The sequence below is a fragment of the Pseudomonas sp. B21-031 genome (genome assembly GCF_024748985.1).
GTDB lineage: Bacteria > Pseudomonadota > Gammaproteobacteria > Pseudomonadales > Pseudomonadaceae > Aquipseudomonas > Aquipseudomonas kermanshahensis.
This window is the reverse complement of sequence record NZ_CP087181.1, coordinates 1,477,507-1,493,305: the sequence shown is the minus strand read 5'-3', so window position 1 is coordinate 1,493,305 and position 15,799 is coordinate 1,477,507. Positions and strand designations below refer to the sequence as shown.

Genomic DNA, 15,799 nt, shown 5'->3' with positions numbered 1-15,799 from the left:
TTCTCTGCTGCCGGTTGCGTTGATCGGCCTGATGCTGACCGTGCTGGTCGAACGCTTGTTGATACCCCGCCCTGCCCTGCGCCGCCCGGCCGACTGCTGGTGGCTGCATGTGGGATTGTGGTGCGTGGGGTTTGGGTTGCTGTATGCGCTGACCGCGCGGCCGCTGTTCAGTGGCGTGAACCTGCTGTTGCTGTGGGTGCTGATCGTGCTGGTGAGCAACTCGAAGTACCACTCGCTGCGCGAACCGTTTGTGTGTGCGGATTTCGAGTACTTCAGTGATGCGGTGAAGTTTCCGCGGTTGTATTTGCCGTTTTTTGGGTTTGGCAAGGCAGCAGTGCTGGCGGTCGGGTTTCTGGTTTACCTGTGGGCGGGCTTGCGCTTCGAGGTGCCGGGGGCGCGGGTTGAGGCGTTGTTGCCGGTGGTGATTGGCCTGGGGTTGCTGCGGTTGGGGCATCGTCGAGTGGTGCCGAGCTTTGATGCCGAGCGCGATGTGCGGGGCTGGGGGTTGGCGGCTAGCTTGTGGCGGTATTTTTGGGCGGCGCGGGCACCGGTTGATCAGGTTGGGTTGGGGTCGCCGTTTGCTTGTGAGGGTAGTGTCAGGGCGGCTGGCGCATTCGCGGGTAAACCCGCTCCCACAGGGAATGGGGGTGGGGTGGGGTCGCCGGTTGCTTGTGAGGGTAGTGTCAGGGCGGCTGGCGCATTCGCGGGTAAACCCGCTCCCACGGGGAATGGGCTGGCGGACTTGGTGTCGGTGCAGAGCGAGTCGTTCTTTGATGTGCGTGGCTTGTGGCCTGGCGTGCGGGCTGAGGTGCTGGGCGAGTATGACGTGCTGGCCAGCCAGGCGCTTGCGCGCGGCAAGCTGCAGGTGGCGGCGTGGGGGGCCAACACGGTGCGTACCGAGTTCGCCTACCTCACGGGCATCCCGTCCGAGCGGCTTGGGGTGCACCGCTTCAATCCTTATCGCGTGCTGGCGCGCCGGGGCTTGCCGAGCATCGCTTCGCGGCTGAAGGCGCTGGGCTATCGCACGGTGTGCATTCACCCGTATGACGGTGGGTTCTACGGCCGCAATAAAGTGCTGCCGGCGTTGGGCTTCGATGAGTTCATCGATGTGCGCGCGTTCAACCCGTCGCAAAAGGCCGGGCCGTTCATTGGCGACTGTGCGGTTGCGCAGAAAATTCGTGAACTGCTGGAGGCGCCTGGGCGTACTCAGCCGTTGTTCATCCACGCGGTCACCATGGAAAACCACGGGCCGCTGCACCTGGAAAGCGTGGCCGAGCACGAACTGCCGGCCTGGTTCGACCGCCCGCTGCAACCGGGCATGCAAGACCTGGCGCCTTACCTGCGGCATATCGGCAATGCCGATCGCATGCTTGGCATGCTGCGCGAAACGTTACTGAGCCAGCCGAACGAGGCGCTGCTGTGCTTCTTTGGTGACCATGTACCGATCCTGCCCGAGGTTTACCAGGCGGTCGGCGCGCCGGCCGGCGACACCGATTACCTGATCTGGTCCAACCGGCGCCAGCCTGGCAGCCAAGCGTGCCCCATCGCTGTGCACAAGCTGTCCAGCGCGCTGCTGGCACACGCCCAGGCGCCCGCACAGGGCCAGGCGGCGCACAGTGCCGTGGCTGGGGTAGCCTGAAGACGTGGTGCGCATTGTTCTGGGATCGGACCTGGCGCCGGAGCGTGCCGCAGACCCTGCCTTGGCCCAGTTGCTGACCCAGGGGCGCGGTTCGCTGGCGTTTCTGATTGGTAACCCTGCTTGCCGCTATCGCCTGCTGGGCGGGGCCATCCACTGGGACCGCGTGCTGCTGGCCTTCGAGGGCGAGCAGGCGCTGGGCTTTGCCGCCTTGAAGCATGACGGGCGTGGGCCATTTGCACTGCACTGGCGGCCGTTCATTCGCGAGTTCGGGGTAATCAGTGGCTGGGTGCGCTTTGCCGGGTTTTGCCTGAGCGAGCTGCGCGAGTGGCGTTACCCGTTCTTGTTGTATGGGCTGCGCGTGAGCAAGACGGCTCGCCAGCAAGGCACGGGGTCGGCGTTGGTGCAGGCGTGTTGTGCGCATGCGGCCAAGCTGGGCTTTACCCAGGTCGAACTGGAAGTGCCGCTGAACAACCCGCGGGCCAAACGGCTGTACCTGCACAATGGCTTTGCCCTGCGCCGCAAGCGTTGGGTGCCGTTTCCGCCGGTGCGTGGCATGTGGCGGGGGGTGCCATGAACCGTATTGAAGCGCCGGCAGCAGTGGCCTTGCAAGCACTGGTGGACGGCCCGGGCTGGGTCGGCATCATGTCGCAATGGGTTGCCTGGAAGGTGTTGCACCTGCCGCAGTTTCTTGGGCCCGAGGGCCCGCCCTTCTGGCTGTGGCGCCGGGGTAGCAAGGCGCCGAAGGGGCTCAAGGCGATTGCCGGTATCGGCTACAAGCAGTCTTCTGCGCAGGCGCGCGTGTTGTGCCAGCGCTGGGGGCTGCCTTATATCGCGCTGGAGGACGGTTTTTTACGGTCTTCGTCGCTGGGCATCGAAGGCGACACGCCGATGTCGATGGTGGTCGACCCGATAGGCATTCACTACCTGGCAGACCGGCCTTCGCTGCTCGAGAACATCCTGCAACAGCCCGAGGCGCTGACCGAGCACGAGTTGGAGTGCGCGCACGCGCTGATCTCGCTGATGCGCAGCACGGGCATCGGCAAGTACAACAATGCCCAGGACCTGCCCGCAGACGACCCGCTGGGCCGCGAGCGGCCGTTGGTGCTGGTGGTTGACCAGACGGCGGGCGACTATTCGATCCCCGGTGGCGGTTTGTGCGAAGCGGACTACGTGCGCATGCTCGATGTCGCCTTGGCCGAGCACCCGGATGCCGATGTGCGGGTGCGTATTCACCCGGACTGCCTGGGCGGGCAGAAACCCAGCTGCCTGCTGGCCGCCGCGCAGGCCCGGGGCGTGCCGCTGGAGGCACGGCCAGTGGCGTGGGCATCGTTGGCCAAGCGGGCGCAGCGGGTGTATGTGGGCACCAGCCAGGCTGGGCTCGAGGCGTTGATTCAAGGCGTGGCGGTGACCTGCTTCGGGCTGCCGTTTTACGCTGGCTGGGGCCTGACCGACGACCGCATGCCCATCCCCCGCCGCCAGGCGCGGCCGAGCCTGGAGCAGCTGGTGGCGGCGGCGTACATCCGTTATTGCCGCTATGTCGACCCGCTCACCGGCCAGCTGACCGATGCGCTGACCGTCGCTCGCCAGCTGGCGCGCAAAAAGGCACGCGACACTGAATTTGCCGGGCCTACCACGGTGCTGGGGGTCAAGCGCCACAAGCAGCACAACATTCGCCGCTTCTTTGCCAGCCGCTGGGGCCAGCTGCGCTTTACCGTGGATAGCCCGCAACTGGTGCAGCAGGTGGCGGCAGAAAACGGCCGGCTGCTGGTGTGGGCGGCGCGGGAGCCCGCCAGCCTGGCTGAACGCGCGCGCCAGCACGGGGTGCCGATCTGGCGGGTCGAGGACGGCTTCATGCGGTCCACGGGGTTGGGGGTGAGCAACAGCCCGGCCCTGTCGTTGGTGCTGGACCGTGGCGGTATTCACTATGACGCCGCGTCGGACAGTGACTTGGAATGGCTGCTGCTCAATACCGACTTCGATGACGCCAGCCTGGCCGAAGCCGCGCAGTTAAGGGCGCAGATCGTCGCCAGCGGCACCAGCAAGTTCAACCTGCGCAGCGGGCCAGTTCCGCCGTTGCTGGGCCAGCCGGGCCAAGCACGGGTGCTGGTGGTCGGCCAGGTCGAAGATGACGCTTCGGCGCTGTGCAGTGGCGGCGGCGCAGGCTGCAACCTGCGCCTGCTGCAACGGGTGCGCGCGCAGTTGCCGGACGCCTGGATCGTTTACAAACCACACCCGGACGTCGAGGCCGGCAAGCGCCAGGGCCAGGTTGCCCCGGCGCTACTGGCGGGCCTGGCTGACCAGGTGTTGGGCGGTGTCGATATCGCCAGCCTCTACGGCCAGGTCGATGCGCTGCACACCTTGAGCTCCACGGCTGGCTTCGAAGCGCTGCTGCGCGGCGTGCCGGTGGTGACCTATGGCACACCGTTCTATGCCGGCTGGGGGTTGACCCACGACCACCAGCCGCTGCCGCGCCGCACCCGGCGCCTGACCCTGGACCAGTTGGTAGCCGGCGCCTTGATGCGCTATGCGAGCTATGCCGACGTTCAGCAAGACTTGCCCTGCGATGCCTGGCACGCCCTCGCTTGCCTGTCGATGCCGCGCCCTGCGCGGTTGGCCGAACACCGGCGCGTGGCGCCGCTGCTCAATTACTCCCGGACCATGCTCGGCTGCGGCCGGCCACTGGCCCCATCAAAGGACTAGAACATGCCCGTATCGATCAAGGACATCGGCCGCTATGCGGCGCTCCCCTGGCATTGCATGCAACTGGCCACCCACGCGAAATCGTTCGAGAACAACCCGGTGCTCGGCAGTGCGCGGCTGAATGCGCTTGGTCTGCATGTGCAGCGTCGCCAACTGGCGATGGCCATGGCCAGCTACCGTCGCCAGGCCCTGGCCTCGCGCCTGGATGCCGGTGAGCGTGCGCATTTTGAGGAAAACGGGTTTTTCATTCGCGAAAACGCCCTGCCCGCTGACCAATTCGCGGCGTTGCGCGCCGAGCTGGGTGCCTTGCGCAGCACGGGTTGGGAGATGCGCCAAGGGCGTGCGGTTACCCGCCGGGTCAGCCTTGACCAGGATGTGCTGGCCAGCAACCCGGCCAGTGCGGCGTTTGTCGCGGACCGTGGGGTACGGGACCTGATTGCCTATGCATCGTCCAACACGGGCGGCATTACCTATCAGCTGCAGTCGATCATCATCGATGCCGTCAATGCCGACCAAGACCCGCAAACCCGCTTGCACGCAGACACCTTCCACCCCACCGCCAAGGCGTGGTTATTCTTGGATGACGTGGCCGACGATCAAGGGCCGTTCAGTTATGTGCCGAGGTCGCACCGCCTGACGCCCGAGCGCCTGGCCTGGGAGTATCAGCAGAGCCTGGGCGCTGCCCGCTCGACCGAACAGATGCACCGCGAGGGCTCGTTCCGTATCGACACCCCCGACCTCGCCGCCCTCGGCCTACCGCAGCCGCGCCGCTTTGCGGTGCCCGCCAACACCCTGGTGGTGGCCGACACATCCGGCTTCCACGCCCGCTGCGCCAGCCACCAGGCCAGCCACCGGGTAGAAATTTACGCCAGCTTGCGGCGCAACCCGTTCATCCCTTGGCGCGGCGCGCACCTGTTTGCCCTGCCGTGGATTGCCAACCATCACATGCGTTGGGACATCCGCCTGAAGCGCTGGATGGGGTTTGACAAGAAGAGCCATTGGCGGTTTGTGGAGCAGCTGAATGCCTATGAGTCGCCGCATATTTAAAGCGGTGCTCAGTTATTCCTTCGGTGAGCACAGACACCTGTAGGAGCAGCCTTGTGCTGCGAAGACGCCAGTGGCAGCAACGAAGATTGATTGTGCTGTCACTGGCCTCTTCGCAGCACAAGGCTGCTCCTACAAGGATTGCAGCTGGCGGTTGGCTCAGCGTTAGTCCATTGCCCTTGCGTGTGCTCAGTTATCCTTCGGTCAGCACAAACACCTGTAGGAGCAGCCTTGTGCTGCGAAGACGCCAGTGGCAGCAACGAAGATTGATTGTGCTAGCACCGGCCTCTTCGCAGCACAAGGCTGCTCCTACAAGGATTGCAGCTGGCGGTTGGCTCAGCGTTAGTCCATTAATTATTGCAAAGCCTTTGCGTGTGCAAGATTAAAAGCTGACGCCAAGTTTTATACCGTATTCATCCCGCACCTGAGTATCCGTTGGGGTCATTACAAACTGCCCGTCCAACTCATAGTCAAAGCGGCTGTAATACAACGCGGCAATCACCGGCACCACGCCGTCCTGATTAAACAGCACGCTCATTTCGGCAAACGGGTGAGTGCTGTCTTTCACGTCTACTTTCTCGTTGCTGATGCCATGGATTTCCAATTGCGAATCACCATTAATCAGCTTACGCATGCCGGCTTCAAAACGTAGGGTCGCGGTATTGAACCGGTAGTTGTAACCCAGCGCCACCTTGGCAAAGGGCGTGCGGTTGGTGAGGTCGATGTCGTACTTGCTGTTGTTCGGTTGCAGGCGGTTCCATTTGTAACCGCCGCCCACCAGCAGGTCGATAGAATGGCGCTCAGCTAGCGCAATACGCCAGCCCAGGTCGAGGTCGGCCTGCCCGTCCTTGACCTTCTGGTTCTGGTGCTTGCTATAGAGTCCGCTGAGTTCTGCCTGGTAAATGAACCCGTCGGTTGACGTCATTTTATTGCCGAAGTTAATGAATGCGCCGCCTTCTGGCATATGTTCCGTGTCGGTTTTACCGTGCCCGGTGAATTCCTGTTCGGTGTAGCTTCCCTGTAAGCCAAAAGCAAAAGCCGGTGCAGTGTGAGAAGTCGCATCGCAAACGGTTGGCACGGCGCAGACGCACGCCGATACAACAGCAGCAAGAGTCACTCTGCTCATAAGTACTCCATCGGATACACGACGGGCCCAGGGGGTGGCCCGGTTAATGATCACGATAGTCGTATTTTTTGAAGTTGCAGGCGTTACGCAAACTTTACACAGACACTTTTGCGTGCCGTTTTAAAGAGGAATTATTTAGATGTTTAACACTAGAGCGCTCGAAGTAAGTTCGGCTTTTCTTGCTTCGATTTAATATGATTAGCGGCTTTGCAGTGGCCAGATTCCGGCTATCATTGATGGCCCATTGATGGCACGCCAAAAGGGCTGCGAAGCAGCCCCTCAGGCCTTGCCGGATTACCCCAGCCGCGCCATCTCTTCAGCGACCACCGCCACGGTGTGCTGGATCTGCTCGGGTGTATGCTCGCACGAGACAAAGAAGCGCACCCGCGCCGCCTGCTCCGGCACTGCCGGGTAGACGATCGGCTGAGCATTGATGCCTCGCTCGAACAAGGCACTGGACAACCGCCCCGCCTTGAACGAACTGCCGGTAATCACCGGGATCACCGCAAGCCCGGTGCTGGTGGCGGTGTCCAGGCCCGCTTCACGCGCCAGGCGCAAGAACAGCTCGCCCCGCGCCTGCACCTGGGCAACCCGCTCGTTATCCGCCGCCAGCAGCTGCAACGCCGCCAAGGCCGACGCCGCGACCGCCGGCGGCATGCCGACGCTGTACAAAAAGCCCGGGGCCAGAAACTTGAGGTGCTCGATCAGCGCCGTGCTGCCAGCGATATACCCGCCGCAACTGGCCAAGGTCTTGCTCAAGGTGCCCATCCAGATGTCGACGTCATCGCCCGCCAGGCCAAAGTGCTCACGGATACCTTTACCCGTGGCCCCCATCACGCCCAGCGAATGCGCTTCATCCACCATCAGAAACGCTTTGTGCTTGCGCTTGATGTCGACGAACCGGGGCAGCTCAGGATAGTCGCCGTCCATGCTGTAGATGCCTTCGACCACCACCAGCACCCGCTCGAAGTGCTGGCGCTGCTCGCTCAACAGGCGGTCCAGCGCCTGCCAGTCGTTATGCGCAAAGCTCAAACGCCGTGCACCGGACAACTGAATGCCCTGCAGGACGCTGTTGTGAATCAGCTCGTCATGCACCACCAGGTCGCGCGGCCCGAACAGGTAGCCGATGGTGGTGACGTTGGTGGCATGGCCGCTGACCATCACCACGGCGTCGTCCACCTCGTACAGCCTGGCCAACCCATGCTCCAGCTCACGGTGCAGCGGGCGATCACCCGAGACCGGGCGGCTGGCAGACACCGAGGTGCCGTAGCGGTCGATCGCCGCCTTGGCCGCCTCGGCAACGTTGGGGTGGCCGGAATACCCCAGGTAGTTGTAACTGGCGAAGTTCAGGTACTCGCGCTCGCCAATCTGGGTTTGCGCGCCGGCGGTGCCTTGGTGCAAGCGGAAAAACGGGTTGCTCAGCCCCAGCCGCTGCGCGGTTTGTTGCATCACCCGCAGGTGCTGGTAACCCGGGTGCTGGTCGAAACGGTAAAACGCTTCAGGCACCTTCAATGCAGCCTGCTGCACCTGCTCCAGGGTGGCACCTTCCGCGCCTTCGGCGCCTGTGTTACGGCGCCGCGCAAGGGCTTGCTGGATCAGGCGTTGCTTGGCGTCGCCACCAAGGCCGGTCGGGGTTTTGGCTGTCATCTGAGCTCTTAGTCAATCAATCGGTTAGGTGCCACACTGGTCTCGGCCAGTTCTGCATTCAGTTCAGCCACTTGTTCGGCGCTGAGTTCGCTGCCATGACGGGCGAGCACGTTTTGCGCCAGCTGGTCTTCGCCAGTGCCGGCTTCACCGCGCAACAGCTCAAGCAAGCGCACGCTGAGCTTATCGATGCTGGAACTGTCACTGAGTTCCATGACCGGCAGGCGAATGCCGAAGCGCTCTTCCAACGCCACCACCAGCTCGACACTCATCAGCGAGTCCAGCCCCAGCTCCTGCAGCGGGCGCTGTGCATCCAGGCGCGCTGGCGGCAGGCGCAGAATCTCGCACACTTCGTGCTTGAGCATCTCGGCAAAGCGCTCGAGCAATTCAGCATCGTCAAGCTCGGCCAGCATGCGCTGGATGTCTTCACCGCCGTTGTCGTCTTCCTGGTCACCGCCGTGGGCACGGGCCAGTTCGCTGAAGCGTGGCGAAGTGGCGGTCGGCAGGAAGCGCGACAAGGCTTTGAAGTCCAGTTCGAGCACGCCTTGGCCGTTGTCACCGCTCAGCAGCATGGCTTCGAGCTGGGCCAGGGCCGCCTCGGCGCGCAGGGCAGCACCGCCCATGCGGCTTTGCAGGGCATCCTTGATCTGGCTGTTGCGGGCCAGGAAGCCGACGTCGTCAATCGCGCCCCACAGCACTGCAGTGGCCGCCAGCCCTTGGGCACGACGGTGGCGCGCCAAAGCTTCGAGCCAATGGTTGGCGGCGACGTAGTTGGCCTGGCCGGGGTTGCCGAACAGGGTGGTGGCCGACGAGAACATCACGAAGAAGTCCAGCGGCAACGCTTGGGTCAGTTCATGCAGGTACTGCGCGCCCTTGGCCTTGGGTTCGAGCACGCGACGCAGCTGGTCGCCATCGAGGTTGCGGATCAGGCTGTCGTCAATCACTGTCGCCGCATGCACCAGGCCACGCAGCGGCCATGGGCTGGCTGCGATGCGCTCGAACACTGCGCGCAGCTGGCCTGCATCCGTGATATCGCATGCCACTGCCTGCACATCAATACCTTGAGCCTGCCACAGCGCCAACAGCGGCTGGGCCTCGGCACTGGCCGGGCCACGGCGGCCCAGCAGCACCAGGTGGCGCGCGCCTTTGTCGATCAACCATTGCGCCGTGCGCAGGCCGAAGCCACCCAGGCCACCGGTGACCAGGTAACTGGCATCGGCTGCCAGTTGCACGCTACGCAGCGGTTGTTCGCGGGTGTCGACCGTGCGTTCGATCGGGTTGGCGTAGGTGATCACGACCTTGCCGATCTGCCGCGCCTGCTGCATGTAGCGGTAGGCTTCGACCACCTGGTTGGCGTCGAACTCGCGGAATGGCAGCGGGTGCAGGATGCCTTGCGCAAACAGCGCCATCATTTCGGCGAACAGGCGACGGGTCAGTTGCGGGCGTTCGCTCATCAGCTGGTCGGCGTCGATACCGAAGTAGCTGATGTTGTTGCGGAACGGGCGCAAGCCGATACGGGTGTTCTGGTAGAAGTCGCGTTTGCCCAGTTCGAGGAAGCGGCCAAACGGCTTCAGCACACGCAGGTTGCGGTTGATCGCCTCGCCCGCCAGCGAGTTGAGCACCACATCGACGCCACGCCCGCCGGTTGCGGCCAGTACTTGGTCGGCATAGGCCAGCGAACGCGAGTCGTAGACGTTGTCCACGCCCAGCAGGCGCAGGAAGTCGCGCTTCTCGTCGCTGCCGGCGGTGGCGTGGATCTCGGCACCCAGCCACTTGGCGATCTGGATCGCGGCGATGCCCACGCCGCCCGCTGCGCCGTGGATCAGCACTTTCTCGCCCGGCTCTACGCGTGCCAGGTGGTGCAGCGCGTAGTACACGGTGAAGAAGGTGCTCGGAATGGTCGCTGCCGCTTCGAACGACATGCCCTCTGGGATGCGTGCCACAGCGTTGGCGTTGGTCACCAGGCGGTTGGCGAAGCTGCACGGGCCAAAGCCCACCACGCGGTCGCCCGGGGCGAAATCGCCAAGCACGTCAGCGCCCTTGCCTTGCACCACACCGGCAAACTCGAAGCCCAGGGTTGGGCCAGAGAAGCCGTTCTCGATCGCTTCATCAGACAGCAGGCCGAGGGCGAACATCACGTCGCGGAAGTTCAGGCCGGTGGCCCGCACGGCGATGTCCAGCTCGTCCGCCGCCGGTTGGCGCGGCTCGCGCAGCTCCCAACGCAGGTTACGAAGCTGGCCAGGCAGGTCGAAGCCCAGGCACACCCACTGCGCTGCGCTGTCGGCGCTGGCGGGCTGGTCTGCCAACACACGCAGGCGCGGCACATAACGGCGGCCTTCGGCGTCCAGCGCCAACTCGGTTTCGCTGTCGGCGTGCAGCAACGAAGGCAGCACGTGGTCGATCGGTGCCGCGTGGGCCAGGTCCAGCAGGCGAATGCGGCAGTTGACTGATTCGTTGGCCAGGGTGCGGCCAAAGCCCCAGAACGCCGCGTCAGCGATGGCCGCGACGTCGGCGGCGGTGTCGGTGCCGTACAGGTGTTCGGCAGCGCCACGGGTCAGCAGCCAGCATTGCGGCGCCAGCGCCAGGGCCTCGCAGGCCTGTACCAGTGCGGCTGCCTGCAGGCAGCGCTCAGCCTGGCTGTCCAGGCCGGCGGCGCTGTCCAAGCCTGCCAGGTGCAGCACATGCGCTGGCGCCTGGTCCAACGCGCTAAGCTGGGCAGCCAGCGCCTGCGCATCGCCAGGCAGCAGCAGGCTGACGAGCTGGCCTTGGGCACGCAGTTGCGCGGCCAAGCACTTGGCAGCGCCCTGCCCGGCTTCGGCAAGCACCGCCCAGTGTTGCACAGGCACCTCTGCCGAGGCGTGCACAGCGCCCGCAGGCTTATCGGCCAGCAGCACGTAGCTACCGCACGTGCTGCCAGGCAAGGCATCGACGGTGTGCAGCGGGCCAAGGCCGTGGCGTTGCAGTTCATGGCTCCAGAAGGCCGGGGCCTGCTGACGCGAAAGCGCGTGCTGCGGGCCAGCCAGCCACCAGTCAGGCTCGCCACCGAAGACAAAGTCAGCCCACCGCGCCGGGTATTGCCCCAGCAGCGCCAGTTGGCCATGGGGGTTAAGCTGCGCGCTGGCCTGGCGCAAGGCATCGCCCACTGCGCCGAGTGCGGCGAGGTCGGTCGGCACCAGTGCCCAGTCAAAGCGGCCGGCGTCGGCCAGTTGCTCCAGGCTCAGCACGCTCAGCGCAGGGCAATCGTCATGCAGGCGTTGCTGTAGCTCGGGCTCAGCCACGGCGTAGACGTAATCGATGCGGTCGAAGTCGAGCCCTGCGTACAGCAGCTCGGCAAACGATGCGCCGCCAAAGCCGATTTCCAGCACCCGCAGGCGCTGCCCGGCCGGCAGTTGCTCAAGGCGCAAGGCCAAGGTTTGGCTCATACCGGTGAGCAGGCGCTGCTGGCCAGCCGCACCGAGCACCAGGCGCGCCAGGCTACTGCCGCTGGTTTCGCGCGGCAACAGGCTTTCGAGCGTTTGCTCGCCCGTCAGCAAGGTCGGCAGGTGGCGGCCAATACGCCCCACCGAATGAATGATCTGGAAGTACTCGGGGTAGCTCTGGAACAGCTCCTGCCAGATCGCCTCCGACGACGGGCGCTCGTCGCTGTCGACCAACTGCCAGCTGCCATCGGCGTTGTGCAGCACACTGCCGTCCTGCTCGGCATGGCGCAGCAGGGTCGCCAGGTAATCGCCCTGGCCCTGGGACCACAGCGCCACCTGTTCGGCGCTCAGCTGGCCACCGGCCTGCTCGACCAGGTCGAGCACAAAGCTGGCACACAGCACATCCAGCAGCGGTTCGACTTCATTGAGGTAGCGCAACTGTGCCGGCTCGTCGGCCAGGCTGTGCAGCGCGTCGGCCACCGGTGTACCCGCCACAGCGTGGCGTTGCACCGCAACAGCACTGCCCGGCGCGGCCAGGCCGACGTGGCCGAGGCGCTTGATATCGCCACTGCGGTCGTACTGCAGGCGCACGGCGCGCATGCGCGCATCCTTGATCGCCAGCACGGCAGCGCCGCTGGCATCGAACAGGGTGAAATCGACCAACAGCGAATGCGCGGTGCGCTTGCGCTGGCGTACTTCGGCCAGCACCGGCACAGCACCTGCCGTGCTGAAGGCGATACGCCCCAGCTTGACGGGGATGAAGGCAAGCCCGTTATTGCGGCCCGGGCGGCTGGCCAGCAGTTCGGTAATCAGCTGGAAGGCACCGTCCAGCAGCGCCGGGTGCAGGTGCAGCGCGTCCAGTTCGTGCTCGATAGCGGCAGGTACGGCCAGTTGCGCCAGCACCCGCTCTTCTTCTACCCACGCCGCGGCGACGGTCTGGTAGGCCGGGCCGTAGTTCAGGCCGACCGCACAGGTCAGTGCCAGGTGCTGCTCGCCGCTGAAGTCCGCCGGGCGCTGTGGCAGCGCCGGCGCACGGGTGTCCAGCATGACGCCACGGGCTTCGCCCGGCAGGCGCGCGACCACGTGCTGCACCCAGTCTTCATGCTGCGCCAGGTTGCGCGAAATGATGCGCAGCGTGCCGTCGGCCTCTTCGATGTGCACGCGGACTTTTTTGCTGCCCTCGCTGCTCAGCAGCAGCGGGTTGTGGATTTCCAGCTCTTCGACGTCAACGAACTCACCTGGCTGGTGCAACTGCGCCGCCGCCAGGGCCAATTCGGTGAAACCGGCACCGGGGAACAGCACCGACTCGCCCACTTTGTGGTCAGCCAGGGTCGGGAACAATTGCGTGTCCAGGCGGTTTTCCCAGGTCAGCGGCTGGTCGACGACGGGGTAACCCAGCAACGGGTGCACGCGCTTGCGGTTCAAGGGGCTGTGCGACTCGGCACTCACCGGCAAGCTGAAGTGATCACGCTGCCAGGCATAGTTCGGCAGGCGTACCTGGCGCCCGGCAACCGGGAAGCGCGTTGCCCACTGCGGCTCGACGCCGGCAATCAGCAGGCGGGCCACGGTGCGCTCCAGCAGCAGCGGGCTGTGGTCGTTGCGCTTGAGCGTGCCGACCACCTGGCCAGGCTGCTCGCACTGGTTCAGCACATCGGTGACGTAGCTGCGCAGAATCGCGTGCGGGCCGATTTCGACAAACAGGTTATGGCCGTTGCGCACCAGCGCGTCCAAGGCGCCCTGGAACAGCACCGGGAAGCGGATGTTCTGCCACCAGTAGTGGTTGCCCAGCCGCTCGCCGTCCAGCTCACCGCCGACCACCGTGGAGTAGAACGGGATCTGCGTGGCGCGCGGGCGGATGTGCGCCAGGTCGTCGATGACGGCCTGTTCGATCGGGTTCATTGCTGGCGAGTGGAAGGCGTAGTCCAGGTCCAGGCGGCGGGCGAACACCTGGCGCTCGGCAAGGGTTTCTTCCAGCAGCGTCAGGGCGTCGACCTCACCTGCCAGGGTGGCGCCACGGGCACTGTTTTCACCGGCGACGACCAGGCGGCCGTCCAGCTTCAGTTCAGTGATCAGCTCGCCAGCGGCTTCACCCGACAGCCCCACGGCGGTCATCTGCCCGGTACCGCGGGTCAGCCCTTGCAGGCGGCTGCGGTGGTAGATCACTTGGGTGGCGTCTTCCAGGCTCAGGGCACCACTGGCCCAGGCCGCGGCCACTTCGCCGACGCTATGGCCGATCACCGCGACAGGGTGGATGCCTTCGGCGGCCAGCACACGGGTCACCGCCACTTGCAAGGCAAACAGCGCCGGCTGGGCGATTTCGGTGCGGGCATAACGGCCTTCGCCGTTGTCACCCAGCAGCTCGGCGCGCAACGAATAGCCCGCTAGCGGCTGGAACAACGCATCCACTTCATCCACCGCAGCAGCAAACAGCGGTTGACCGAGCATCGCCCGGCCCATGCCTTGCCACTGCGAGCCGTTACCGGAGTAGACGAACACCGGCGCCGAGGCGGCTTCCAGTGCCTGGCCGGCTTCGAGCACCGCGCTCAGTTCACTGAGGGTTGGGTCCTGGGCATAGTCGTCCAGGGCCTGGGCGGCTTCGGCGGCATTGTCGCTGACCAGCAGCAGACGATGGCTGTGCGCATCCCGGCGATACATGGCCTGGTAGGCCACGTCGTAATAATCCAGCTCCGGGTGGGCGGCCAGGTACGCGGCAAAGCGCTCGGCGGTGGCGCGCAGGCCTTGTTCGGTCTTGCCGCTGAGCAGCAGCGGCACACGTCGCGCCTCGGCAGCTTTAGCCGGCGCAGCCTGTGGTTCGGGGCTCTGCAGGATGACGTGTGCGTTGGCACCGCCAAAGCCGAACGAGTTGACGCCGACCGTCAGTTGGCCTTCAGGCTTGAGCGGCAGCGGCTCGGTGACCACCTGCAGGTTCAGGTCACCAAACGCGATATTCGGGTTAAGCGCCTTAACCCCGATGGTGGCCGGCACGGTGCGTTCGGTCAGGCAGTTGAGCGCCTTCATCAGGCCCGCCACACCGGACGCGGCCTCCAGGTGGCCAAGGTTGCTTTTGACCGAGCCAATCGGTAACGGGTTGCCATTACCACGCGCCTGGGCCAGGGCTTCGCCGATGGCACGGGTTTCGATCGGGTCACCGACCGAGGTACCGGTACCATGGGCTTCCAGGTAATCGAGCTGGTCGGGGCTGATGCCCGCCTTGGCGTAGGTCTGCTTGAGCAGCGCGGCCTGGGCTTCGGCGTTGGGCAGGGTCAGGCTGGACTTACGCCCGTCGGTGTTCACCGCACTGGCCGCGACCACGGCCAGAATCGTATTGCCATCGGCCACGGCCTGGTCGTAGTCCTTGAGCAGGAACAACCCACCGCCTTCCGAACGCGCATAGCCATCGCCATTCTCATCGAACGACTGGCAGCGCCCGGTGCGCGACAGCATGGTCGCCTTGGCAAAGATCATGAAGCCAAACGGGTGCATGTGCAGGCTGATGCCGCCGGTCAGCGCCTGGTCGACATCACCGCTGAGGATGGCCTGGCAGGCCTGGTGGAAGGCCACCAGCGAAGAGGAACAGGCGGTGTCGATGGCCATGCTCGGCCCACGCAGGTCGTAGAAGAACGACAGGCGGTTGGCGGCAATGCTCATCGTGTTGCCGGTGGCGGTTGCACCATCGATCGACGCCAGGTCTTCGACCAGCCGGTAGGACTGCTCGACACCGGCGATGCCCAGGTACACGCCACAGTTGCTGCCGCGCAGGCTCGACGGCTTGACCCCGGCGTTCTCGAAGGTTTCCCAGCACATTTCCAGCAGCATGCGCTGCTGCGGGTCCATCATCCCCGCTTCACGCGGCGAAATATTGAAGAACCCCGCGTCGAACGCGCTGATGTCGCCCAAAGTGCCCGCGGCGAAGGTGTAGCTGGTCGCAGGGTTGGCCTTGTCCGGGTGCAGAAACTCAGATTTCTCCCACCGAGAAGGGTCGACCTGGGTGACCAGGTCGCGCCCCTCCATCAGGTTTTGCCAGAAGCTGGCATTGGAAGATCCAGGGAAGCGGTACGAACAGCCAACGATTGCAACCTTTCTACGCTTAATCAAAACCTATTCCTTCAAATCTCATCGGGCACCGTCCCATCCGTCGGACAGCCGGCATGCCTGGCCTGGCCATGAATCTGGCAGGTCGTTTTATGACACTGATGATCGTCTGGTTATCTGAAGCTGCTTTGCACG

General features: G+C 64.7%; 7 protein-coding genes. 4 read left to right on the top strand and 3 right to left on the bottom strand.

The window, feature by feature from the left end:
• Window positions 1-4 precede the first annotated feature (4 nt).
• From LOY53_RS06730 to LOY53_RS06715, 4 genes are read left to right on the top strand one after another with little or no spacing between them, the layout of a single operon-like run.
• The gene (locus tag LOY53_RS06730; RefSeq protein ID WP_258704159.1) at window positions 5-1,639 is read left to right on the top strand and encodes an LTA synthase family protein; all 1,635 of its coding nucleotides are present in this window, start codon (window positions 5-7) and stop codon (window positions 1,637-1,639) included.
• 4 nt (window positions 1,640-1,643) lie between these two features.
• Window positions 1,644-2,213, top strand: a complete 570-nt coding sequence (locus LOY53_RS06725) for a GNAT family N-acetyltransferase (RefSeq protein ID WP_309475939.1) — start codon at window positions 1,644-1,646, stop codon at window positions 2,211-2,213.
• Entirely contained in the window at window positions 2,210-4,339 is a 2,130-nt protein-coding gene (locus LOY53_RS06720; RefSeq protein WP_252827032.1) for a capsular polysaccharide biosynthesis protein, read from the top strand. Before LOY53_RS06725 ends, LOY53_RS06720 begins: the two co-directional genes overlap by 4 nt.
• A gap of 3 nt (window positions 4,340-4,342) precedes the next feature.
• Window positions 4,343-5,386, top strand: coding sequence for a phytanoyl-CoA dioxygenase family protein (locus LOY53_RS06715; protein WP_258703751.1), 1,044 nt, complete (start codon window positions 4,343-4,345; stop codon window positions 5,384-5,386).
• 379 nt (window positions 5,387-5,765) lie between these two features.
• Here the strand turns inward: LOY53_RS06715 and LOY53_RS06710 are convergent, their stop codons facing one another.
• The 3 genes from LOY53_RS06710 to LOY53_RS06700 all read right to left on the bottom strand — a co-directional run bounded on the left by LOY53_RS06710 (window position 5,766) and on the right by LOY53_RS06700 (window position 15,667).
• Window positions 5,766-6,509, bottom strand: a complete 744-nt coding sequence (locus LOY53_RS06710; protein ID WP_258703750.1) for a hypothetical protein — start codon at window positions 6,507-6,509, stop codon at window positions 5,766-5,768.
• 294 nt (window positions 6,510-6,803) lie between these two features.
• On the bottom strand, window positions 6,804-8,156 hold the full coding sequence (locus LOY53_RS06705; RefSeq protein WP_258703749.1) for an aminotransferase class I/II-fold pyridoxal phosphate-dependent enzyme: 1,353 nt from the start codon (window positions 8,154-8,156) through the stop codon (window positions 6,804-6,806).
• 8 nt (window positions 8,157-8,164) lie between these two features.
• Entirely contained in the window at window positions 8,165-15,667 is a 7,503-nt protein-coding gene (locus tag LOY53_RS06700; protein ID WP_258703748.1) for a type I polyketide synthase, read from the bottom strand.
• Window positions 15,668-15,799: the final 132 nt, after the last annotated feature.

What these genes read in the sequence shown, in the direction of transcription:
- LOY53_RS06720 (WP_252827032.1), top strand. Translation starts at nt 2,210, where the DNA reads ATGAACCGTATTGAAGCGCCGGCAGCAGTGGCCTTGCAAGCACTGGTG.
- LOY53_RS06715 (WP_258703751.1), top strand. Translation starts at nt 4,343, where the DNA reads ATGCCCGTATCGATCAAGGACATCGGCCGCTATGCGGCGCTCCCCTGG.
- LOY53_RS06710 (WP_258703750.1), bottom strand. Translation starts at nt 6,509, where the DNA reads ATGAGCAGAGTGACTCTTGCTGCTGTTGTATCGGCGTGCGTCTGCGCC.
- LOY53_RS06705 (WP_258703749.1), bottom strand. Translation starts at nt 8,156, where the DNA reads ATGACAGCCAAAACCCCGACCGGCCTTGGTGGCGACGCCAAGCAACGC.